25 protein-coding genes are annotated in these 21610 nt (G+C 70.7%); 11 read left to right on the top strand and 14 right to left on the bottom strand.

What is annotated here, in order from left to right; genetic code table 11:
* Positions 1 to 219: 219 nt before the first annotated feature.
* The 5 genes from DEJ20_RS13995 to DEJ20_RS13975 are packed head-to-tail and all read right to left on the bottom strand — an operon-like array spanning position 220 to position 3473.
* A complete protein-coding gene (locus DEJ20_RS13995; protein WP_111235842.1) occupies positions 220 to 651 on the bottom strand; it encodes a hypothetical protein in 432 nt (143 codons plus the stop codon).
* On the bottom strand, positions 617 to 1405 hold the full coding sequence (locus tag DEJ20_RS13990) for a signal peptidase I (RefSeq protein WP_258377203.1): 789 nt from the start codon (positions 1403 to 1405) through the stop codon (positions 617 to 619). The genes DEJ20_RS13995 and DEJ20_RS13990 overlap by 35 nt, the downstream gene beginning before the upstream one ends.
* A complete protein-coding gene (locus tag DEJ20_RS13985; RefSeq protein WP_111235844.1) occupies positions 1402 to 2298 on the bottom strand; it encodes a hypothetical protein in 897 nt (298 codons plus the stop codon). Before DEJ20_RS13985 ends, DEJ20_RS13990 begins: the two co-directional genes overlap by 4 nt.
* Positions 2295 to 2873 (bottom strand): TasA family protein, encoded by a 579-nt coding sequence (locus DEJ20_RS13980; protein WP_111235845.1) that lies wholly within the window; start codon positions 2871 to 2873, stop codon positions 2295 to 2297. The genes DEJ20_RS13985 and DEJ20_RS13980 overlap by 4 nt, the downstream gene beginning before the upstream one ends.
* A 45-nt stretch (positions 2874 to 2918) precedes the next feature.
* Positions 2919 to 3473, bottom strand: coding sequence for an alternate-type signal peptide domain-containing protein (locus DEJ20_RS13975; protein ID WP_071404262.1), 555 nt, complete (start codon positions 3471 to 3473; stop codon positions 2919 to 2921).
* A gap of 393 nt (positions 3474 to 3866) precedes the next feature.
* On the opposite strand from DEJ20_RS13975, the gene pnuC reads away from it, so the two are divergent.
* A complete protein-coding gene (gene pnuC / locus DEJ20_RS13970) occupies positions 3867 to 4532 on the top strand; it encodes a nicotinamide riboside transporter PnuC (protein ID WP_071404263.1) in 666 nt (221 codons plus the stop codon).
* 90 nt (positions 4533 to 4622) lie between these two features.
* Entirely contained in the window at positions 4623 to 5255 is a 633-nt protein-coding gene (locus DEJ20_RS13965) for a hypothetical protein (protein ID WP_111235846.1), read from the top strand.
* A gap of 25 nt (positions 5256 to 5280) precedes the next feature.
* Here the strand turns inward: DEJ20_RS13965 and DEJ20_RS13960 are convergent, their stop codons facing one another.
* From DEJ20_RS13960 to DEJ20_RS13935, 6 genes are all read right to left on the bottom strand, one after another.
* Complete coding sequence (locus DEJ20_RS13960; RefSeq protein ID WP_111235847.1) at positions 5281 to 6501, bottom strand: ABC transporter permease; 1221 nt, start codon at positions 6499 to 6501, stop codon at positions 5281 to 5283.
* Positions 6498 to 7433, bottom strand: a complete 936-nt coding sequence (locus DEJ20_RS13955; RefSeq protein ID WP_111235848.1) for an ABC transporter ATP-binding protein — start codon at positions 7431 to 7433, stop codon at positions 6498 to 6500. The genes DEJ20_RS13960 and DEJ20_RS13955 overlap by 4 nt, the downstream gene beginning before the upstream one ends.
* 231 nt (positions 7434 to 7664) lie before the next feature.
* Positions 7665 to 9323 (bottom strand): glycoside hydrolase family 13 protein, encoded by a 1659-nt coding sequence (locus DEJ20_RS13950; RefSeq protein WP_111235870.1) that lies wholly within the window; start codon positions 9321 to 9323, stop codon positions 7665 to 7667.
* A 92-nt stretch (positions 9324 to 9415) separates the two neighbouring features.
* Positions 9416 to 10330: a carbohydrate ABC transporter permease gene (locus tag DEJ20_RS13945; RefSeq protein WP_071405176.1), complete on the bottom strand. Its 915-nt coding sequence runs from the start codon at positions 10328 to 10330 to the stop codon at positions 9416 to 9418.
* Entirely contained in the window at positions 10330 to 11286 is a 957-nt protein-coding gene (locus DEJ20_RS13940) for a carbohydrate ABC transporter permease (protein WP_110865283.1), read from the bottom strand. The genes DEJ20_RS13945 and DEJ20_RS13940 overlap by 1 nt, the downstream gene beginning before the upstream one ends.
* 12 nt (positions 11287 to 11298) lie before the next feature.
* A complete protein-coding gene (locus tag DEJ20_RS13935; RefSeq protein WP_111235849.1) occupies positions 11299 to 12594 on the bottom strand; it encodes an ABC transporter substrate-binding protein in 1296 nt (431 codons plus the stop codon).
* 132 nt (positions 12595 to 12726) lie between these two features.
* Between DEJ20_RS13935 and DEJ20_RS13930 the strand changes: the two genes are divergently transcribed.
* The gene (locus DEJ20_RS13930; protein WP_111235850.1) at positions 12727 to 13956 is read left to right on the top strand and encodes an ROK family protein; all 1230 of its coding nucleotides are present in this window, start codon (positions 12727 to 12729) and stop codon (positions 13954 to 13956) included.
* On the opposite strand, the gene DEJ20_RS13925 is transcribed toward DEJ20_RS13930, so the two are convergent.
* Positions 13868 to 14560: an NUDIX hydrolase gene (locus DEJ20_RS13925; RefSeq protein ID WP_258377204.1), complete on the bottom strand. Its 693-nt coding sequence runs from the start codon at positions 14558 to 14560 to the stop codon at positions 13868 to 13870. The genes DEJ20_RS13930 and DEJ20_RS13925 overlap by 89 nt on opposite strands.
* Before the next feature lie 130 nt (positions 14561 to 14690).
* Between DEJ20_RS13925 and DEJ20_RS13920 the strand changes: the two genes are divergently transcribed.
* From DEJ20_RS13920 to DEJ20_RS13885, 8 genes are all read left to right on the top strand, one after another.
* Positions 14691 to 15248: a hypothetical protein gene (locus tag DEJ20_RS13920; RefSeq protein ID WP_146245453.1), complete on the top strand. Its 558-nt coding sequence runs from the start codon at positions 14691 to 14693 to the stop codon at positions 15246 to 15248.
* Between the two features lie 64 nt (positions 15249 to 15312).
* Complete coding sequence (locus DEJ20_RS13915; RefSeq protein ID WP_111235852.1) at positions 15313 to 15621, top strand: hypothetical protein; 309 nt, start codon at positions 15313 to 15315, stop codon at positions 15619 to 15621.
* Positions 15618 to 15917, top strand: coding sequence for a hypothetical protein (locus DEJ20_RS13910; protein WP_111235853.1), 300 nt, complete (start codon positions 15618 to 15620; stop codon positions 15915 to 15917). Before DEJ20_RS13915 ends, DEJ20_RS13910 begins: the two co-directional genes overlap by 4 nt.
* A gap of 384 nt (positions 15918 to 16301) precedes the next feature.
* Positions 16302 to 16835 carry a hypothetical protein gene (locus DEJ20_RS13905; protein WP_111235854.1) on the top strand — a complete coding sequence of 178 codons (534 nt, stop codon included), beginning with the start codon at positions 16302 to 16304 and terminating at the stop codon, positions 16833 to 16835.
* 69 nt (positions 16836 to 16904) lie between these two features.
* Positions 16905 to 17210: a hypothetical protein gene (locus tag DEJ20_RS13900; protein WP_146245454.1), complete on the top strand. Its 306-nt coding sequence runs from the start codon at positions 16905 to 16907 to the stop codon at positions 17208 to 17210.
* A 90-nt stretch (positions 17211 to 17300) separates the two neighbouring features.
* On the top strand, positions 17301 to 17504 hold the full coding sequence (locus tag DEJ20_RS13895) for a hypothetical protein (RefSeq protein ID WP_111235856.1): 204 nt from the start codon (positions 17301 to 17303) through the stop codon (positions 17502 to 17504).
* Between the two features lie 71 nt (positions 17505 to 17575).
* Positions 17576 to 18052 carry a hypothetical protein gene (locus DEJ20_RS13890; RefSeq protein WP_284183340.1) on the top strand — a complete coding sequence of 159 codons (477 nt, stop codon included), beginning with the start codon at positions 17576 to 17578 and terminating at the stop codon, positions 18050 to 18052.
* 251 nt (positions 18053 to 18303) lie between these two features.
* Positions 18304 to 18933 (top strand): hypothetical protein, encoded by a 630-nt coding sequence (locus tag DEJ20_RS13885; protein WP_284183339.1) that lies wholly within the window; start codon positions 18304 to 18306, stop codon positions 18931 to 18933.
* Between the two features lie 56 nt (positions 18934 to 18989).
* Here DEJ20_RS13885 and DEJ20_RS13880 read toward each other — a convergent pair whose 3' ends face one another.
* A complete protein-coding gene (locus DEJ20_RS13880) occupies positions 18990 to 19970 on the bottom strand; it encodes an alpha/beta hydrolase (protein WP_111235859.1) in 981 nt (326 codons plus the stop codon).
* A complete protein-coding gene (locus DEJ20_RS13875) occupies positions 19963 to 21504 on the bottom strand; it encodes an MFS transporter (RefSeq protein WP_349814994.1) in 1542 nt (513 codons plus the stop codon). The genes DEJ20_RS13880 and DEJ20_RS13875 overlap by 8 nt, the downstream gene beginning before the upstream one ends.
* Between the last annotated feature and the right edge of the window lie 106 nt (positions 21505 to 21610).

Raw genomic sequence — 21610 nt, 5'->3', positions numbered from 1 at the left:
GGAGCGGTGGAGGTGGTTCGGTGCGGGGTCATGGCGGGGCACGGGGCGGGCAAGTTCGCACGGGTCGGGCGATCCGGCACGGTGCGGTTGTGTGGCTCTGGGCACGAGCTCGCACCGGGAGCGGGAACGCGCACGGAGTCTCCGTCACTGCACGGTGCGCATGCGCGACGAACCTGCACCGCACGACGAACCCAGCACCGTGCGACGGGCGGTGCCGCGTCAGTCGGTCGCGCCCCGAGGGGGATCGACGAGCAGCCCGACGCGGTCGTCCAGGTAGTCGGCGAGGGGGACGGCGGTGCCGGCGGTCGGGGACCACCGGACCGACGGCAGGTCGTCGGTGACGACGAGCACGCCCTCGGCGCCGAGCAGGGAGTCGTCGACGGGGATCGGGACGGCGCCGTGGTTCACCGTGTCACCGGCGCCGAAGTGCCCCTTCGCGGCGGCGGCACGGTAGGCGCGACGGACCTCGGCCGAGACCGACTGGTACTGCGACCGACCGGGTTCGGTGACGCGGGTGATCGACCCGGTGGCCCAGACACGGCCGGCGGTCTCGGGGGACGACCCGATCAGGAGTGCCCCGACCCGCCACACCCGACCGAGTGGTCGCATCGTCGGGTCACGACGGATCCCGAGGACGGCCTTCGGCTGCACGTACTCGGCGAGTGCTTCGTCCGGGACGTCCGCGGCGCGGAGCCGTCGGGCCGCTGCGTCGAGGAGCTCCCGCGCCCGCTGCACTCCGTCCGTCACGTCCACCGAGCCTAGACCGGGTGGTGGTCGTGTTCTCGGTGGTGGTCCGTTCGACGTGGTGCGCTGCGCTGCGGCGTCCGCGGCTGGTGCTGACGCGGCTGGTGCCGGCGCGGCGACGACGTGCGGCGCTCACGAAGCCCGCCGTCATCATCACTGCCCCGTACGTCAGGAGCACGCCGGCGACCGCGGGGATGAGCCAGCTCCGCGACCCGTTGACGACCTGGTTGACGATGCCGATCTCCGGCACGGAGTACCAGACCACGCCACGGATCTGCACGGCGGTGACCGGTGCCGGGTCGGCCTCGGCGTTGTTGTCGCCCTTGAGCACGAAGGTCCGCTCGCCGTCCGACGACGACGACACCGAGACCACGCGGTGGCTGACGACCGCGGGCTGGCCGGAAACGATCTGGTAGGTGACGACGTCGCCGACCCGGATGTCGTCGATCGGGGTCGGACGGACCACGAGCAGCGTCCCCGGCGGCAGTGTCGGCTCCATCGACTGCGTCAGGACGGTGAGCGGCATCGAGCCCGTGGCTTTCGGTACGACGATCAGCACGACCGCCAGGGCAGCGACGAGCAGCAGGAGTCCGGTGCTGAGACCGAGCACGACGGCGTGGACGACGGCGCGCCAGCCGGTGCGCGGGGTGGGGGTGCTCATGCGCCGCATCGGATCGCCGCCCCGTTGTCCTGCGTGAAGAGCGTGACCTTGCCGGTGCCCGCGACGGTGCTCGTGGGGTTGCCGGCGCTGTCGAGCACCTTGACGGTGACGGTCAGCGTGCCAGCGGTGCCGGCGCTCGCGGGGACGTCCGTCGGCGCGATGGTGATGAACGCGGAGTAGTCCTGCGCCTTCTGCCCGACCGGGGTCGAACCGACGAAGGCCCCGTACCAGGTGTTCATCGGGCGGTTCGCGGCGTCCCACCGGATCTCGACGTACCAGCCGCCGTGGTCGGTGCAGACCAGCGAGGGGGTGGTGTCAGCGACCGCCGCCGGGGTGCTCAGGGTGAAGCCGCCGGCGGTGACGCCCGAGGTCCAGGTGCCGCTCGTGACGGTGAGGTTGACGTTCACCTTGGCGGACGAGCCGGCCGGGGCCGACGACTGCACGGTGCTGCGGGTGCACCACACGGCGGAGGCGCCGGCGGCGAGCTTCGCGCTCATGCTCGGCAGCGACGCCCAGGTGCCGGTGACGGACCCGGTGCCGACGGCCGTGCTCGTGGTGCAGCCCGCGGTCGAGGCGACCGGCCAGGCGACGACGGTGACGGCCTTGGCGAGCGCGGTCGAGCTGCCGGACACGACGGAGACCGTGGTGGTCGCAGTGCCGGCGAGGGTGCCCGAGTCGGTCAGGGTGATCGGCTTCGTCGTCGAGGTGACGCTCGACGAGAACGCCGTGGTGAGGGCGCTCGTGCCGCTGATGGACGCCGCGACCGTGCCGACCGTGGTGCTCGCCGCGGTGGTGCCCGACGCGCTCCACAGTGCCCACGCGGCGCTCGACCCGCCGCCGACGAACACGGCGGTGAGGAGCACGGCGACGAGGAGCCGGAGGCGGCGGTTCATGCGGAGACCTGCGTTCCGGTGACGGTGAGGGTGAAGTCGGTGGTGGCTCCGGCGACGGTCTGCGGGGCGTCGGCGTCGAGGGCCATCTCGAGGCACGCGATGCCGCTGACCCCGGCCGGCAGCGTGAAGGACCCGGAGCCGGTGTCGAAGGTGGCGAGCCGCCCGCTCGTGCCGGCGAGCCCGGGCACGCACTTCGCGGCCGAGGACACCACCGCGAGGTGGAGCGTCAGTTCACCGGTCGCCGCAGCGACGGACGACTTCGAGGCCGTCGTCGTGACGCGCATCGACAGGGGGATCGACCCGGTGTTCCGCACCGTGAAGGTGCCGGTGGTGCTCGTGCCCGGCCCGAGCACCGCGGTGTTCATCGCCGTGGTGCTGCTGACGCTGATGGTCGCCGTGGCGGAGCGCACCGTGGTGGCCGCCGTGCTGGCGGTCCCGTTCCAGAGCGCGTACGTGCCGCCGGCGCCGAGGAGCGCCGTTCCGACCGCGACGACCAGGGCGAGCGCGACCGGCCACACCCAGCGGTGCCGTCGGGCTGCGCGGTGGCGTCCCGTCGTCCGCGGTGTGGCGGTCATGTGCGTGCTCCTGGTCGTCGTGGTCGGTGGGGTGCGATCGGGGGATCAGGAACCGATCGCGGTCTGGGTGAGCGTGAAGGCCAGCGCGCTGAGGTTGATCGAGCCGCCCTGACCGGTGGTCGCCGATGCGGGGAGCGTCACCGTGAAGACGACCTTGACGGTCGACGTGGACGAGGACGGCGACACCACGAAGGTGTTCGTGTTCGACGAGGACTGCACGACCGAAGCGCTCGTCGACGTGACGGCCAGCGTCTTCGTCGTGGCGGCGAGCAGCGCGGCGTCGCCGGTGATGCTCTGGTTGGCGTACGTCAGGTTCGCCTTGAGGTCCTGGCCGGTCGCGCCGATGTTCAGCGTCTGCGTGAACTGGAACGTGTTGCCCGGGACCATCAGGGCCTTCGTCGGGTCGATCGCGGTGGAACGACCGTTCGTGATGTCGGTCCAGGCACCGTCGTTGTTGGCGCTCAGCGTCAGGGTGCCGGCGCTCACGGCGGACGCGGCGCTCGAGGCGCTGGCGTTCCAGAGGGCGAACGTGCCCGCACCGCCGAGGAGGAGTGCGACGCCTGCTGCGCCGGCGATGGCACCGGTGACGATCTTGTGCATGGGGTGGATCCGTTCCTGCGTGCTCCGGGCACGCTGAAGCCCACCGGGGACATTCGGGCGTCGTGTCCGGTGGGGAGGTTGTCATCGACCCAGTGGTTGGAGGGGGTCGCGGCTGACCGGTGCCGAGAGCGGTCGCCGGGCCTCGGAGCGCATGTGCTGCTGCTCGGGCGGGCTGGACTCGCTCTGGTATCGACGTTACCTGTCCCCCAAAGTGCCGACAAGCGAGAACGAGCGTTCACCCGGACCCCAGAACAGGGGTGATTTTTGTCCCCGCTAGGGAGGACATCGTTTGTACCCCGGTTTCTGGGTGTGCGCTCCGGGTGTGCAGTGCGATCACAGAAGGAATGCCGGTACGCACGGCGTCGTTGCACCGACCGGAAACGAGGAGGGCCCATGGACATCGTGCGCTGGTTGTTCGACGCGCAGATCGTCATCGGCGACCAGACCGTGCTCTGGCGTGAGGTGATCGGCAACGTCTTCGGGCTGCTCAGCGCCCTCGGTGGCATGCGCCGGAAGGTCTGGGCCTGGCCGGTCGGACTGGTCGGCAACGCCCTGCTCTTCACCGTCTTCATGGGAGCGCTCTTCGACACCCCGAACCCCGTCAACCTGCTCGGGCAGGCCGGCCGCCAGGTCATGTTCATCATCGTGAGCATCTACGGCTGGTACCGGTGGACGCACCGCCCCGAGGACGCGACGACCGTGATCGACCCGCGCTGGGCCTCCTGGCGGACCCGTCTGCTGCTCGTCGTCGGCATGGTCGGCGGCACCGCCCTGCTGACCCCCGTCTTCCGCGCGCTCGGGTCGTACGAGCCGGTGTGGAGCGACGCGTGGATCTTCGTCGGATCGCTGCTCGCCACCTACGGCATGGCGAAGGGGTGGGTCGAGTTCTGGCTCATCTGGGTGGCGGTCGACCTGGTCGGCGTGCCGCTGCTGTTCTCCGCCGGGTACTACGCCTCCGGGTTGATGTACGTCTTCTACGGCGTCTTCACCCTGACCGGGTTCTTCGTGTGGATGCGCCAGCGGGTCCGGCCTCCGGCGGCGCCCGTCACCGTCGGCTGACCGCCGTGCTGGCGGCGGGCTGACGCGGCCCGGAGCACGGCCCCCGCTCTGGGACGAGACAAACGGCCCGGAATGCGCTGGAATGGTCGGATGGCACCCCTGCACGGCGAACGCGTCGAGGACGACGAGTCCCTCGCAGAGCGCACGGTGCGCGCGGCGATCCGCGCCTACCGGCTGCACCCGTTCGACGCCGTCGACGCGGCGGTCGTCGCCGACGTGGCCGGAATCCCGCTCGAGACCGTCGAGCGGCTGTTCCCGACCTGGCACGCCCTGCTCCTGGTCACCTACGACCGGTGGGCGCAGCTGCGGGGGACCCGGCGGAAGAACCCGCCCACGTGCACCATCGAGCACGTCCGCCTGACCCTGGCCGAGGACGTCGCCGACCCCGGGCTCGTCCGGGTGCTCGCGGGGCTGATCACCGTGGCCAGCTCCGAGTCCGGGTTCGCCGAACTGTTCCGCAAGCGGTTCGAGGAGTACGCCGAGCAGCTGACCGTCGGGCTGCAGCGCGACTTCGACAGGGGCTCGGAAGAGGCCGGCATCCCCGCGTACCAGGCTGCGACCCAGCTGCTCTCGGTCTACGAGGGGCTGCAGATCCAGATGCTGGTCCGCCCGCACATCGACGTCCTGGTGGAGTTCGACCGCGCCGTGAACACCCTGCGCCAGGGATGGAAGCGGCACGCCGTCCCGTCGTGGGACCTCGACGAGGCACCCGTCCGCGTCTGACGCCGTGCGGCGCCGACCGACGAGGTCAGCCCCGTCGTGCCCGCCGCCACGACAGCATCTGCCGCACCGTCACCTTCGACCCGTACTGCGCGACCGAGTGCCGGAACAGGTACTCCGCGAACCACAGCAGCAGCCCGGCGACGACGAACACCTCGACGATGCAGACGACCGACTCCGTCACGGTCAGGGCCCCGACGGCGTTCCGCACCATCGCGGTGATCGGCGTGAAGGTCGGGAAGTACGTGAAGAACTGCGCGACGGGCGACGTCGGCGTCGTCATCACGAAGAACGCCGCGTACAGGGGGATGATCAGCGCGAAGATCGCCGCCGACTGCAGGGCCGAGGCGTCCTTGATCGACGGCACCGCAGCCCCGACGGCGACGAACAGCCCGGACGCCAGCAGCACCCCGCCGACGAGCAGCAGCGCCCCGGTCACCATCCGCCACGGGTCGACCGTCAGCCCACCGAGCTGCGACGACACCAGCGGCAGCGCGACGAGCAGCCCGACCAGGCCGGGCACGACGAACACGCTGACCTGCACGAAGCCGACGAGCAGCATCGCGATGACCTTGCCGCGGATCAGGTCGCCCGCGGTCACCGTGGTCAGGATCATCTCGGAGATCCGGTTCTCCTTCTCCTCGACCACGACGGTGACCATCCGGGCGGCGAGCAGGATGACGAGCCCGAAGAACGCGGCGACGAACAGGAACGGCGGCACGACGGACAACCAGCCCGGTGCGACCCGGCCGTCGGCGTAGGTGGTGACGTCCGTGGCGGGTGGACTGCGGAGCAGCTCCACGGCCTCGGGGTCGTCGACCGACGCGGCGACGCTCTGCTCGAGCACCCGCTCGGCCAGCGACGAGTACACGCCGTTTGCGAAGAGCCCGCGGTCGGCGGCGTCGACCCGGATGGCCGTCGTGGACGGCGACGACGGGAACGCGATGAAGGCGTCGAGGTCACCGGACCGCACGGCGGCGCGGTCGGCGGCGGCATCGGTGGACGGCGTCCCACCCCACTTCGCGGCCACGGACTCCGACACCAGGCCGGACTCGTCGACGTAGTGGAACGGGGTCTTCGTGGCGGACGACCCGGACACCACGGAGTTCGTGCCGGCGGCCTGCCCGATGCCCACGAGCAGTGACACGACCACGATGACGACCGGCAGCGCGAGGGTGCCGATCCAGAACGCGGGCTTCTTCACCGCGCGGACGAACTCGAACCGGACGACCGTGCCGAGGCTGCTCATGCCGCTGCTCCGTCCGACGATGCAGCGGCGAGGGCGTCGTGCCCGTAGACCTGCACGAAGATCTCATCGAGCGGGATCCGGCGCATCTCGAACGCGGTGACGTGCACCCCGGCCGCGACCAGTTCTGCGAGGACGTCCGCACCGTCCGGAGCGGCGGCCTGCGTGGGCACCAGGTACGCGACGTGCCCTTCGTGGCGGGCGAGCCGGTACAGCGGCGACTTCGGTACGGGGCCGTCGAGTCCCACGCGGGCGACGGCGCCGCCGAAGGCGTCCTGCACGTCGGGCACGGATCCGTACGCGGCGGCCCGGCCGTCCTTGAGCAGGAGGATGCGGTCGCAGAGCCGCTCGACCTCGTCCATGTGGTGTGTCACGAGGACCACGGTCGCGCCGTCGGCCTTCCGTTCGTCGACCAGGTCGAGCAGGAGTCGCCGGTTCACCGGATCGAGCCCCTTGGTCGGCTCGTCGAGGATGAGCAGCCGCGGCCGGTCCATGATCGTGATGCCGAGCTGCACCTTCTGCTGCTGCCCGCCGGACAGCTTGTCGACGCGCAGCTTCGCGCGGTCGGCGAGCCCCACCCGGGCCAGGTAGTCCATGCTCCACGCGGTCGCCTCGGCACCGCGGAGCCCGCGCAGGCGCCCGAAGTAGGTCATCACGTCGATGACGGACTCCTTGCGGTACAGCCCGCGCTCCTCGGGCAGGTAGCCGATGCCGCCGGTGGCCGGTCGGTAGGGGCGGCCGTCGATCGTCAGCGTGCCCGCCGTCGGGGTGGTGATGCCGAGCAGGGCCCGGATCGTCGTGGTCTTGCCGGAGCCGTTGCTGCCGAGCAGCCCGAACGTCTCACCGGGGGCGACGTCGAACGACAGCCCGTCGACCACGTTGCGGTCGCCGAACCGCATCACGAAGTCCTGCACGCTGATGCTCGCCCCGCTCATGCGGCGACCCTACCGGGACTTTCTTCCCAGAACGGCCGCGATGGGATGCGAGAACGGGCGTACCTGGTCGGAACTTTCGACCCGGTACGCCCGTTTCCGGCAGGTACGCCCGCTTCCGGCAGGTATGACCGTCTCGCCCAGGTACGCCCCGACAGGCGGACGGGAGGCGCGGTGCCAGCTGGCACCGCGCCTCCCGTCCGTCATCCGGTCGTGCCCAGGGCGCGGGTCGCGTCAGGAGCGCAACCAGGCCGTCCCCACGCCCGACAGGGCGCCGTCGACCAACGGGGCCGAGGCGAGCAGCAGCTCGCCGGCCGGCAGCGCGAAGGGCTCGTCGCCGAAGACCGTCACGCTCGTCCAGCCGTTCGGCCGCCGGAACGCGAGCACGTCATCGCGGCCGGTCTCGATCCACTCGAGCTGTTCCTCGGACTGCAGCTGGCCACGCAGGCCGAGCGCCTTCCGGTACAGGTTGAGCGTGGAGTCGGGGTCGGCGTCCTCGGCCTCGACGCTGGAGTCGGCGAACCACGCCGGCTGCGGCAGGTGCGAACCGTCCGGACCGAAGCCGAACGACGAGCCGGTGCGCGTCCACGGGATCGGCACGCGGCAGCCGTCACGACCGACGTCGACGCCCGGGTTGCGGAAGAACGCCGGGTCCTGGCGGTCGGCGTCCGGGATGTCGCCGACCTCGTGCAGGCCGAGCTCCTCACCCTGGTACAGGTAGGCGGAGCCGGGCAGGGCGAGCTCGAGCAGCGTGGCGGCCTGTGCGCGACGGAGGCCGAGCGGCCGGTCGAGGGCGTCCTGCGAGCCGCCGGCGAGCAGCCAGGCGCTGCCCTGCTTGTCGGTGCCGCCGGCGCGGGGCGGCAGGGCGTAGCGGGTGGCGTGCCGGACGACGTCGTGGTTCGAGAACACCCACGTGGTCGACGAGCCGGACTGCTCGGCGAGGCCGAGGTTGAACTCGATGATCGTGCGGAACTGGCCGGCGTCGAAGTCGGCCTCGAGCAGGTCGAAGTTGAACGCCTGACCGAGTCCCTCGGCGCTGGCGTAGCGGGCGCGGCGGTGGGCGGGGACCCAGGCCTCGGCGACCGCGGTGCGGGCCGGCGTGTACTCGTTGAAGACCGTCCGCCACTCGGCGTAGATCTCGTGCACGTCGTCACGGTCCCAGAGCGGGTGCGTGCCGTCCTTCGGCATCTCGGCGAGCTCGGCCCAGGTGGGCAGGGTCTCGCCCAGGTCCTTCGCCAGGCCGTGGGCCACGTCGATGCGGAAGCCGTCGACCCCGCGGTCGGACCAGAAGCGCAGGGTGCGCAGGAAGTCGTCGCGGACCTCGCGGTTCGCCCAGTTCAGGTCGGGCTGCTCCTTCGCGAAGCTGTGCAGGTACCACTGGCCGTCGCCGACGGCGGTCCAGGCCGGGCCGCCGAAGATCGAGATCCAGTCGGCGGGGGCGTCCTCGCCGGAAGGTCCGCTGCCGTCGCGGAACACGTAGCGGTCGCGGGCGGGGGAGCCCTTGGGCGCGGCGAGTGCCTCACGGAACCACTCGTGCCGGTCGCTCGTGTGGTTCGGGACGACGTCGACGATCACCCGGATGCCGGCGGCGTGCAGTGCCTCGACCATCCGGTCGAAGTCGTCGAGGGTGCCGAGGCGCGGGTCGACGTCGCGGTAGTCGTCGACGTCGTAGCCACCGTCGGCAAGGGCGGACGGGTAGAAGGGGCTGAGCCAGACGGCCTCGATGCCGAGCGAGGCCAGGTACGGTACCCGCTCGGTGATGCCGGGCAGGTCGCCGATGCCGTCGCCGTTCGCGTCGGCGAACGAGCGGGGGTAGATCTGGTAGACGCTGGCCTGGCGCCACCAGGTCTCGTCGTGCGAGGTGGCGGCGGGCTGGGCGAGGGTGTCGGTCACGTCGGGCCTTTCGTGGGTCGAGGGGTTCGAGGGGTGTGTGTCGGTCGGGCCTGCACCGGCGATCGCGGTCGGGCCCGCACCGGCGGTGTCGGTCACTTGATGGCGCCCTGGGTCACGCCGGCCATCACCCACCGCTGGGTGACGAGGTAGACGATGATCGCCGGGGCCATCGCCATCAGGTACGAGGCGAACGACACGTTGTAGTTGTTGCTGAACTGCGTCTGGAACATCTGCTGCAGCACCGGCAGGGTCTGCAGCGCCGGGTCGGAGGTGATCAGCGACGGCATCACGAAGTCGTTCCAGGACGCGAGGAACGCGAAGATGCCGACGGTGGCGCTCATCGGTGCCAGCAGCGGGAACACGAGTCGCCAGAACACCTGCCCCGTGCTCGCACCGTCGATGCGAGCACTCTCCTCCAGCTCCGCCGGGATCGACCGCAGGAAGGCCGTGAAGAGCAGGACGCTGAAGGAGAGCTGGAACATGACGTGCAGGATCGCGACGCCGAGCGGGTTGTCCAGGTGCGCAAGTCCGGTGAGCTTGACCTGCGACAGTGCGAGCACCGGGAACGGCAGGAACATCGCCGCGAGCAGGTAGAAGAACGACCAGCGGAACAGCCGTCGGTCCCAGTTCCGGGCGATCGCGTAGGCCGTGAACGAGGCGAGCAGGATCGTGCCGACGACGGTGATCGCGGCGACGAACACCGAGACCCCGAACGCCCGCGGGAAGTCGGTCAGCTGCCAGGCCTGCACGAAGCCGTCGACGCTGAACGGTGCCGGCAGCGAGAACGCGTTGCCGTCGACGGCCTGGCCGGTGGTCTTGAACGCCATCGTCAGGGTGACGTACAGCGGCACGAGCACCGAGAGTGCGCAGAGCACGAGGACGACGGTGACGGGCCAGTTCGAACGACCGCGGCCGGCCTTGCCCGAGCCGGAGGACCGGTCGGCGTCGACGGAACGGATGCTGCCGGTCGCGGTGGTCCCCGGTCGCAGGGGTGCTTGCAGGGACATCAGAGCGCTGCCTTCCCGCGGGTCGCCCGCAGCTGGATCACGGCGATGACGACCGCGATGACGAAGAAGATCGTGGCGTTCGCCATCTGGTAGGCGTAGTCGCCGCCGTTGAAGCCCTTGAAGATCGACATCGCGACACTGGTGGTCGAGGTGCCGGGGCCGCCGTCGGTCAGGCCGACGATGATGTCGTAGGAGTTCAGGAAGTTCTTGAACCCGATGACCAGGTTGATCAGGATGTAGCCCGCCGTCAGCGGTGCGGTGATCGAGACGAGCTGCCGCCAGGCGCTCGCACCGTCGAGGGCCGCCGCCTCGTACACCTCGCCGGGGATCGAGAGCACCCCGGCGATGTAGATGAGGAGCGTCGACGGGATCGCCTGCCAGGCGGTGACGACCACGATCGCCAGCCAGGCCAGGTCGGGGTTCGCCAGGATGCTCTGCTCGAGCGGCCCGAAGCCGATCGCGGTGGCGAAGGCCGGCAGGCTGTTCGCGAACAGGAACGAGAACACGTACGCGATGACGATGCCCGAGATCACCATCGGCAGCACGAACACCGCACGCAGCGCGATCTTGCCGCGGATCTTCGACGTCAGCGCGATGGCGAGCAGGAACGCGATCGCGTTCACGACGATCACGGTGACGAGCGAGAACCCGAGCGTGAACAGGTACGCCTGCAGGATCGCGGGGTCGGAGAACACCGCGATGTAGTTGGTGAGCCCGGTGAAGCGGAACTCGCCGAAGCCGACGGAGTTCGTGAAGCTCAGCACGATGCCCATCACCGCCGGCAGCGTGATGGCGAGCGTGAAGAGCACCAGGGTGGGCAGCAGGAACGCCAGGAAGAGCGGGTCGACGCGGGGCTTGCGTCGTCCGTCCCGTCGTCCGGCCTGGAGGCCCGGTGCGGCTCCGCCACGGCGGCGGCGGTCCGCCGTCGTGATGGATTCGGTGGTCGTGGTTGCCATTCGGACGTCTCCTTACGCGGCCGTGCGGAGCGCGAGACGCGCCCAGTCGGCGTCGAGGGTGCGGAGCTGGCGCTGCGGGTCGCCGCCGAAGGCGATCGACTGCGCGTAGTTCGCGACCGGGATCTCGGCGGGGATGAGCTGCGAGGCGCCGAGGTAGAAGGCTGCGTCGTCGTAGTACGACTGCATGCCACGGAGGGCGGGGTTCGACGCCGGGGGAGCGTCCTTGCGCACGCCGAAGCCGTTGTTGTCCGCGTTGTACTTGTCATTGACCTGCTTGGTCATCAGGAACGACAGGAACTCGCGGGCGGCCTCCTGCTTGCGCGACGCCTCCGGGATCCAGAGCGCCAGGTCGACGTTCACGCGGACCTTGCGGTCGGCCGGGTCGTCGGTGACGGGGAGCGGGAAGGTGCCGAGGTCCATGTCCTTCGTGGTCTTGGCGATCTCACCGAGGGCCCACGGTCCCTGCAGGTACATGCCCGCCTTGCCCTGGGCGAAGGCGAGGTTGCCGTCGCCGTACCCGCGGCTCGCGGCCCTGTCCTGGTGCCAGGCGCGGAGCTGCACCATGCGCTCCATCGGCTTCCGCAGGTCGCGCTCGAACGAGACGGCGGACCCCTTGCCGACGTTCGTGCCCTCGCGCCGGAGTGCCTCGAAGGTCGCCGGGGTGTCGATCATGCCGCCGATCGAGTAGTCGAACATGCCCTGGGCGATCGTCCAGTTGTCCTTGAACGTGCCGTAGATCGGCGCGATGCCGGCCTTGGTCAGGCGCTCGCAGACGTCGGCGAACTCGCTCCACGTCGTCGGGACCTCGAGCCCCTGCTGTGCGAAGAGCGCCTTGTTGTAGATCACCGACGCCGCGGTCACCGAGTACGGCAGGGCGCTCTTCCGGCCGGGGTAGTCGGCCGTTTGTTCCATGAGCGGCCACAGGTCGGGGTTGATGGTGTCGGCCTGCGGCAGGTCGGACAGGTCCGTCAGCGCGCCGTGCTCGACGAACGGCACGACCGAGAAGTTGTAGTTCCAGCAGCCGAGGTCCGGCGGCCGGTTCCGCACGAAGTTCGCGGACATGTTCGAGGTCGAGTCGCGCACGACCCGGACCTTCGACTGGGTCTGGTGGAACTGCGCGATGACGTCGTCGAAGTAGCCGATGACTTCGGGCTTCGACACGTAGAACGTGATGGTCTCCGGCTTGGCGCTCGAGGACCCGATCGGGGCGCATCCGGCGAGCGCGAGGCCCGCCCCGATGCCGCCCGCTCCGAGCAGGAACCCGCGTCGGCTGACCGATGCGCTCCTGGCGGTGGCGTGTGCTTGCACGTCGTCTCCGTCCGTCCGGACCCGGCGTCCCTGCCGTTCCGTCCCGCGAGCGGCTCCGATGCTGCCCGCGGAACTAAATGTAACGAGAAAATCTAATTCCGCAAGGAACTCGTCGCGCGATAGGGTCACGACATGCCGCCACCCCGTGGAACGAGCGCAGAGACGCTGCTCGCGTACGCCTTCGACTCGTCGGCGTTCACCGCGACCGAGGCGATCGACGCCACCGGCCTGACCCGGTCGACCGTGCTCGGGGCGGCCGAGGAACTCGTGCGGCTCGGCTGGCTCCACGAGCTCGACGATGCCCGGGCCGCGGGGGAGTACCGGATGGGACGCCCGGCACGCCGCTACGAGCTCGACACGGGCGCCGGGGTCGTCGTCGGAGTGGACGCCGGCCAGCACCGGGTCACGGCCTTCGTCGCCGACCTGCGCGGCACGGTGCTCGGTCGCGCCGAGGGGTCGCTGGGTGCATCGGGTCTCGACGTGCCCGTGCGGCTCGGGGTCCTCGCCGACACCGTGGCCGCCGCACTCGCCTCGGCCGACGTCGACCGCGAACGGGTCCTGGTCACGGTCGTGGGCATCCCAGCACCGGTCGACGCCGCCGGTGCCTCACCCGACGACGGCGGCTTCTGGGTCCGGATGAACCCCGGGTTCGCCGACGCCGTGCCGGACGGGCGGGTACTCGTCGAGAACGACGCGAACCTCGCCGCGCTCGCCGAGCGGCCGTCCTCGGGTGACGCCTCGTTCGCGGCGCTGCTGTCCGGCGAACGCTTCGGCGCGGGCCTCGTCGTCGACGGGGTCCTGCTGCGCGGTGCCCACGGCGGAGCTGGCGAGATGCGGGTGCTCGAACTCGTCGAGGGTGTCGGCTCGTCCGACGGCATCGGAGCCGTCGCCCGCACCTTCGTGGCCGACGCCGTCGCCGCGGGGCACATCCCCACGGACACCGCGCTCGCCGCCGACGCCGCCCTGGTGTTCGCGGCCGCACGGAACGGCGACCCGGTCGCGCGCACCATCGTCGACCGCCTGGGGGACCGCCTGGCCCGGGTCTGCATCCTGCTCGCGAGCCTGCTCGACATCGACCGCGTGGTGGTCGCCGGCGCGATCGCCCAGCCCGCGGTCGCCGTGATCGACCGCGCGCGCGAGCTGCTCGCGAAGGGGCACTTCGACCCGGTCCCCGAACTCGTCGCGTCGTCGCTCGGGGCCGACGTCGTCGTCATCGGGGCCGTGGCCCACGCGGTCGACGCGGTGCGGGCCGACCCGCTGTCGTTCCCGCTGCTCAGTCGGGCAGCGGCACCTCGTGGTTCCGGTCCCACGGTTCCGTCCAGTCGAGTCGGTCGAACAGTGCATCCAGCAGCATCGCGGTGAAGCCCCACACCAGGTGCTCGTCCCCGTCGGCCTCGATGGTGAACGCCGGTCCGCGCCACTCCTGACCACTGCGGCGGATCACGGTCACGCCGCGGTTCGCCGGGTCGAGCAGGTCGGCCACGGGGACCCGGAACACCGCCGCCGACTCGTGCTCGTCGACGACGCGGATCGGTGAGGGGTCGCGCCACCAGCCGATGACGGGCCGGACCAGGTGGTTCGAGAACGCCAGGGGCACGGCCGGCAGGGTGCCGAGCACTTCGACGCCGGCGGGGTCGAGCCCCGTCTCCTCCTGCGCCTCGCGGAGTGCGGCGGCGACGGCGTCCGCGTCACCGGGGTCGATGCGTCCACCGGGGAACGCGACCTCGCCGGCGTGCGCGCGCAGGGTCGTGGCCCGGGCGAGGAGCAGGACGTCGAGGTCCCGCGGGACGCCGGGCGCTGCCGCCGGTCGGTCGCTCGGCGTGTGGTCGAGCGCGCCGAAGAGCATCAGGACCGCGGCCCGACGTGGTGAGGCCGTGCCACCGGGTTCGACGAGCGGCCCACCGTCATCCCAGCCGTCCGCTGCGACCGCCGCGAGTGCAGCCCGTACCGATCCCTCGTGCGTCACCCGTTCACCCTAGGCGGGCCGGGACGCGGCGGCCCCTCAGGCGGTGTCGTCCTCGTGCTCAGGGTGCTCCCGGGCGACGTCGGCAGGGTGGTCAGAGCGAGGATCACTCGAACAATCAGGAGAAACGACGATGGACCGCTTCCGTTCACTGCCCCTGCCAGCATTGCTGCCCATCCTGTTCGTCCTGGTCGGCGGCCTCTACTTCGCCATCGGTCTCGTGTCGGACCCGAGCCGCGAGGCCCTGGTGGCCCGGGCTGTCTCCTCGCTCGTCTACGCGGTCTTGATGACGACCTTCTTCGGCTTCCTCATCGCGTACCGTCGCCGTCGTGCGGGCGGGACCGAGACGGCAGCAGCGATCCAGGGTGCGGTGCGGACCGGCGACCTCCCGGCCCACGTCGACCACGTCGTGTGGACCCGAGAGCTCGAATCGACCCGCAAGCGGTACCGCAACAACCGGTTCGTGGTCCCGATCATGGCGGTGCTGTTCGTGGCGTTCTCGATCTGGGCCGCCACCACCATCAGCCCGTTCTGGTGGCTGATCCTGGTCCTGTTCGTGGGCATGTGCGCCTACTCGGTGTGGGAGACCCGACGTGCGCTCCGCAACATCGAGCGCCTGCTGACCGCGTTGCGAGGCAGCTGGACCGTCCCACGGCCGGAGGCCACCGAGACCGAGCCCGAGCGACACTGAGCGCAGGCGATTCCGGCCGAACAGGGTGCATCGGAGCGAACACCCGTGACCGTAGGCTCGGGGCGTGACTGCACTCCGGGCTGATCGGCCCTTCGGGACGACCCGAGGCGGCTTCGCCGTCCTGCTGGCCGTGACGACCATCGCGGGCTCGTTGATCCCGGCCGGCGGCCTGCTCGCGGCGTTCGGCTCGCTCCTGAGCGGTGTGCGTGATGACCGTCGCCGCGTGCGCGCCCTGCTCATCGTCGCGGTGTGCTCGTTCGCCCTGCAGGTCGCGTTCGTCGCCTTCGCGGTCTGGGGCCCGGACCCAGGTCTGCGCCTCGTTCCGCGGCGGTCCGGAGACCTGCCGGACCTCGTGGACGGACTGACACGGTGACGTTCGCCGCCGAGCTGTACTCGTGGGCCGAGCAGTACCTCGCTGGTCTCGACACCACCCAGCTGAACGTCGCTGTGCTGCCGCCGACGGAGTACGACAACCCGCGTTCCATGTTGCTCGTCGAGAACGACGTCGCGGCCGTCGAGATGTTCGTCTGGGACTCCGGCGACATCGAGTACACCTGCTTCGAATCGGGACGGATCTCGCCCGAGCACATCGACGTGACCACGACGGTCGACCTCCACCGGACGTTCGATCGGTTCGTCGAGGACGCTCGACGATTGCGACTCGGCTGACGGCGCCTCCGCTGTCGTTTCGGCGCATGCCTGCGTGGTCGCCCGCCGACGTCATCGGCAACCGGATCGACTTCGAGGTCCTCGTGACGGCTTCGTCATCGTGATGGGCGCCGTCTTCATCCTGTTTCCGTCGCCCCACTGCTTCTGGGCGACGTGTCCGTCGCGCGGATCCTGATCGCGATGGTGGTCGTCACGAGTGGCGTCGTGTTCACGTGCAGGGACCGGCACCCTGCTGCGCCGCCGCGAGCGCAGCGGCGGCTGAGTCGGTCGGCAGGGCGTGTGGGGTCGTCCTCAGCATCTGGGGCGGTAGGTCTGCGGGGAGACGAACGGGGCCCCGAGACCTGCCACCGGACAGGGCCCCAGCGTCGTCGGTACGTTCTGAGCATGGGAACCGAACGGGCCGACGGACCGGCCGTGGACGAGCACGATCCGTACGGACGACGCCCCGGTTACGTCACGAGTGTCGACGGCCGGACCGACCGGACGACCACGGACATGTTCGTGGGCATCGCCGTCGGGTTCGTCCTGGTGTTCATCCTCGGGTTGTTCCAGGTGCCGCAGTGGATCGCGTTCGGGGCAGCCGTCGTCATCGGCGGTGCGGTGTGGTTGGTCCTGCGCAGTCGGCGACGGCGTGCAGATCGCCAGGCGGGTCGATCGCCGGACGCCGTCCCGCGTGCTCGGGACCGGGCGATCGCCGAAGCGAACGGCGGTCGCCGGTTCTTCGTCGCCCAGAACCCGGTCGTCGTCATCGTGATGGGGGCGATCTTCATCGGTGTCTCCGTCGCCCCGCTGCTGGTGGGCGACGTGTCCATCGCACGGATCCTGATCGCGGTCCTGGTCGTCGCGAGCGGTGTCGTGTTCATCATGCAGGGGATCGGCACCCTGCGGGTGCGTCGGCGGGAGCGCAGCGGCGGCTGAACCGCGGGCGTCGACCGCAGCCCGAAGTGGGCGCATCGGCGTGCCCCGTGGGCCAATAAGCTCACCACCGTGACTGCACTGCACGCCGGGCGACGCTTCGGCGCGACCAGAGGCGAATTCGCGCTCCTGATGACCGTGACCGTCGTCCTCGGACTCGTCGTCCCGGCCGGCGGGCTGCTCGCCGCGTTCGGCGCGCTGCTGACCGGCGTCCGTGACGACCGTCGCCGCATCCGTGCCCTGTTCATCGTCGGCCTGAGCATGTTGGTGCTGCAGGTCGCGTGGGTCGTCCTCAGCATCTGGGGGCCGGTGGAGGTCTGCGGCTCGACGAACGGCGGCCCCGAGACCTGCCAGACGTACTGGCCCTGGGAAGGCTGACGCGTCGTCGACGCGACCACGAGACGGACGGGAGGCCCGTTGCCAGCTGGCAACGGGCCTCCCGTCCGGCGGAAGCAGTAGGTTCGGCACGTGGACGTCGTGAGCGCGAAGGTGTTGGGCACAGCCGCATTCGTGTCCGGACTGTTCTTCATCGCGACGTCCATCGTGCGTCTGAGTCGTCCCGACCTCGACGTGTTGCTGGTGGTCCTCAACGTCGTCCTCGGCGCCCTCTTGTTGGCCACCGGCTTCAGACTGTGGCGGTCCGCGCTTCGACGAACGAATCGCCGCCGTTAGGTGATCGGCGGCTGGAGACGGTGACAGCATCAACCGACGGCGCAGCCCTCCGGTACACCGGGCAGCGCTTCGTGTCGTTCCGGGTGAACGGTGCCGACTTCCGCTGGATCGACGTCCTCACGTTCGACGCGGCCCGCACGGCTTCCGACGAAGAACTGCTCGCTGCCCTGATCGGGAACCCTTGGTACTCGCACACCTACGCGGCACCGCGCGAGGAGGAGCCGGAGGCAGGAGAGATCCACGGCCCGTACCTCCTCGACCACATCACGGTCCCCGCGTTCCGGCGTCGCGAGCGCAGTGCAGTCGCGGACCGGATCTGGGCGTGGGCCCTGAGCGAGGGTGAACTGCCCCCGGAACTGCTCTCGGCGATCGGCGCGGAGGTACGGGCGATCGAGGCCGCGGACTCAGATGTCTGGGAGCTTCCAGACCTCGGAGCCGGTGCTCTCCACGAGTGGGGAGGGGTCGTCGGAACGGCGGGATTCATCGAGTTCGTCGCCGTGTCCAGGAAGCACGGCATGCTGACGCTCCTCGTCGCCAGCGACGATTGAGCGTTGCGGCGCTGGGTCGGTAGTTAGACCGTGGAGTTCCCGACGGCACATCCGTTCCCTGTGCCGATCGCAATTTCGTTTGGGAGCGAGCCAAGGTCGGAGTAAACCGGGCCGGCCGGCGCGAACTCCGAATCGGGGTTGCTGGTTACCGCAATATCGCTGAGGAACCATCGTGTGCGCCGGTTGTCCGGCAGTACGGTCCGGGAACAGCCTGACCCGAGGCTGCGAGAAGCCGACCCGAAGGCGACCCGATGGACAACTGCGATGAGCGACGGCCTGGCGCCCTCGCGTTCAAGAAGCATCTCGGCGAGCAGTTCGGCGGTGATCTCCGGCGGACAAGAGCAGCTCCGGTCGCGCCACGACTCCACGGCGCGGTGAAGGCGACTGCCGTGCGAGCGCACACCGCCGGCGGCTCGAGCGGCGGACTCCGTCAGGTCGTTGCTGCGTCAGTCCCGTTGCGGTTCGAGATGGCGAGCGTGGGGGTGTCCCTCGCCGGCGTGGGTGTCGCGATCGGATGCGGAGTCGCGCGCACGATCGGCCCGCAGGTCCTGCCAGTCGTGAGGATCGTGGATCCCGAGGTGCGTGACGCGGAGCTCGACGAACGCGGCGGGTTCGAGGCACAGCTCGCCGAGGTGCTCACGGAGTCCTGGCCTCTCGTCGTCGAACTCGCTGCAGAGGAGCTGGCGGCGGACACCATCGTCATGCCCGTCGTCGGTGATCGTGTCCACTACAGCCGGGGTTCCGGGCACCTCATCGGGCTGCAGGGAGTCGTCGTCGTGTCCGATGACGGACAACCCCTGCCGCGCGGGCTGCGGTACGTGCAGCTCGACGGTGAGGCGTGGCCGATCGTCGTCGCGGTGGCATACCTGGACCGGATCTAGCTGATGCTGCGCCCCCCCGGCACGAGCGCCGCGATGCGCTCGTGCCGGCGCCGACGTCACACGGCCGGACTGAGGAGGCGCCCGGTGAACTCGCGCAGAGCCTGCACGGCTCGCCGCGACAGCGTCGCGTCGGGCATCATGCTCGTCGATCCGTGGAACGCTCCCGGCCACACGTGCAGTTCCGCCTGGACTCCTGCCGCCCACAGCGAGCTGGCGTAGGCGACGGTCTCGTCGCGGAACACCTCGGTGCTGCCGCAGTCGACGTACGCTGGCGGGAGCCCGGTGAGATCGGTCGCGCGGCCGGGTGCAGCGTAGACGGAGACGTCCTCGCCACCCCGCCGGTGACCGAGGTAGGCGTCCCAGCCGAACCGTGTCATCTCCCGGTCGGCGACCCCGACACCGTCGAACTGCCGAGCCGACAGTGTCGCGTCGCGGTCGTCGAGCATGGGGCTCACGAGCACCTGGCCGATGACGGAGGGCCCCTGTCGGTCGCGGGCGAGGAGGGCGGTGCCGGCGGCGAGACCGGCTCCGGCGCTCTGGCCGACGAGGACGATGCGCTCCCGGTCGATGCCGAGTTCGTCGGCGTGCTCGGCTGCCCAGACGAGACCGGCGTAGCAGTCCTCGACCGGGTACGGGTCCGGGTGTTCCGGCGCCAGGCGGTAGTCGGGGCTGACCAGGACGACGTCGTGCACCAGCAGCCAATCGTCGTAGGAGTCGAGGTTGCCGAGGTGGTGGCCGAACATCATCCCGCCGCCGTGGATCGCGTAGGCCAGGGCAGCCGTGCCGGTGCGGCCGGTGCGTTGGATCACGGCGAGGTCGATCGGGTCACCGCGGTGCCCCGGGATCGTGATGCTGCTGCGCTCGAGGCCGCGGGCACGCAGTCCTTCGTCGAGCTGCGCCTCCGTCATGTCCAGCTGTCGCATCTGCGGCAGCATCTGGGCCGTGAGGTGGAAGCCGCCTCGCGCGTCCATGGCGGTGAGGAAGGGCACGAACTCGGGATCGAACGGCGGGCGGGGGAGGGCGATGGTGTCAGGCACGGGTGGTCTCCTCGGTGATGGTGGTCGGGTCGGTGTGTGCAGGGGTGGTGTCGGCAGGTTCGGACGGGGCTTCGTCCTCTGGTTCGACGGCGGGCCGGGCTCGGAGCATGCCGACCACGACCAGCAGTGCTGCGACCGCGGCGAGGCCGAGGCCGGCGACGGTGAGGGCGTCCTGGAAGCCCTCGAGCCGGGCGGCGGTCCAGGTGGTCGTGGTGATGCTCCCGGCGACGAAGGCGGCGACGATGGTCCCCGCCGCGGCGACGGCGGCACCGCCCGCGAGTTCGCTCGAGGTGTCGACGAGCGCCGCCCCGACGGAGGTACGGTCCGCGGGCAGTCCCGTGAGGACCGACGCGCCAGCGACGACGCCGACGACCCGCATGCCGGCGGCGACGAGTACGAGCGCGACGAGCACCCACGGGTACCCGTACCGGCTCAGGGCGCCGAAGACCGCGAGACCGGAGACGACCGAGACGGCGCTCATCCAGGCGGCGCGGCCCAGGCCGACCCGCTGCACGAACGGCCCGACGAAGCGGCCGCCGACGAGCAGCACGACCACCTGCGGCAACGTCCCGACGGCGGCCAGCGCCGGCGGCCAGCCCCAGGCGAACTGCAGCTGCAGGGTCACGAGGTACGACAGTCCGGCGACGGCCAGACCCGACGCGGCCTTGAACGCGAGGCCGCTCGAGACGAGTGGTCGGGTGAGCAGGTGCAGGTCGATCAGCGGGTGCCGCGCGGTCCGCTCGCGGGCGACGAACCCCACCGCGCAGGTGGCGGCGAGGGCGAGGACGGCCCACCCCCACCAGCTGTGGACTCCGGACTCGACCAGGATCGTCGGCGCCACGAGCGCTCCAGCCGTGGTCCCGGTGCCGAGCAGCGCTCCGACCACGTCGACCGGATCGCGACGGAGCCCCGCCGCCTCGTCGCGGGCGACACCCAGCCGGATTCCGACGAGTGCGAGGACCGCGATCGGCACGTCGGCCAGCAGCAGCACCTGCCACGGGGCGACGGCGAGCACGAACCCGCCGACGGTCGGACCGACGGCCAGCCCCACGAGCCCGGCCGTCGAGATGACGGAGAGCGCCCGCACCCTGAGACCCTCGTCGTCGAAGAGGCGGAACGCCAGCGCCATCGACCCGGGCGTCGTCATCGCCGCGGCGACGCCCATCGCGACCCGCACGGCGATCAGCTGCTCGGTCGACGTGACCACCGCCGTGGTGAGGCTCGCCAGGGCCAGCAGGACGAGCCCGGCGAGCATGACCCGGCGGCGCCCGATGCGGTCGGCGACGGCGCCGAAGAGCAGCATCAGCCCGCCGAAGGCGACCGAGTAGGCACCCGAGACCCACTGCACGCCCGTCGTCGACGAGCCCAGGTCGCGGCCGATGGTCGGCAGGGCGACGTTGAGCACGGAGTTGTCGAGCATCTCGAACAGGAACACCGCGGACAGCCCGGCGAGGGCGATCCAGGCGTCGCGCAGACGAGGCGACGAGTCACCGGCGGGCACGTGCCCGGTGGTGAGAGCGGGGCTGGGGGACACGATGGCGCACTCCTTCGAGGGAAGAAGTGGCGACTCGTTCGATGCCGCGTGCGGGTGCGTCGCAGATCGCGGCGCCTTTTACCTCAGTGATCGAGACCATACACGG

The organism is Curtobacterium sp. MCSS17_005, assembly GCF_003234225.2.
GTDB classification, from domain to species: Bacteria; Actinomycetota; Actinomycetes; order Actinomycetales; family Microbacteriaceae; genus Curtobacterium; species Curtobacterium flaccumfaciens.
Note: the sequence above shows the minus strand (reverse complement) of the source record. Positions and strands in the feature narration are given on the sequence as shown.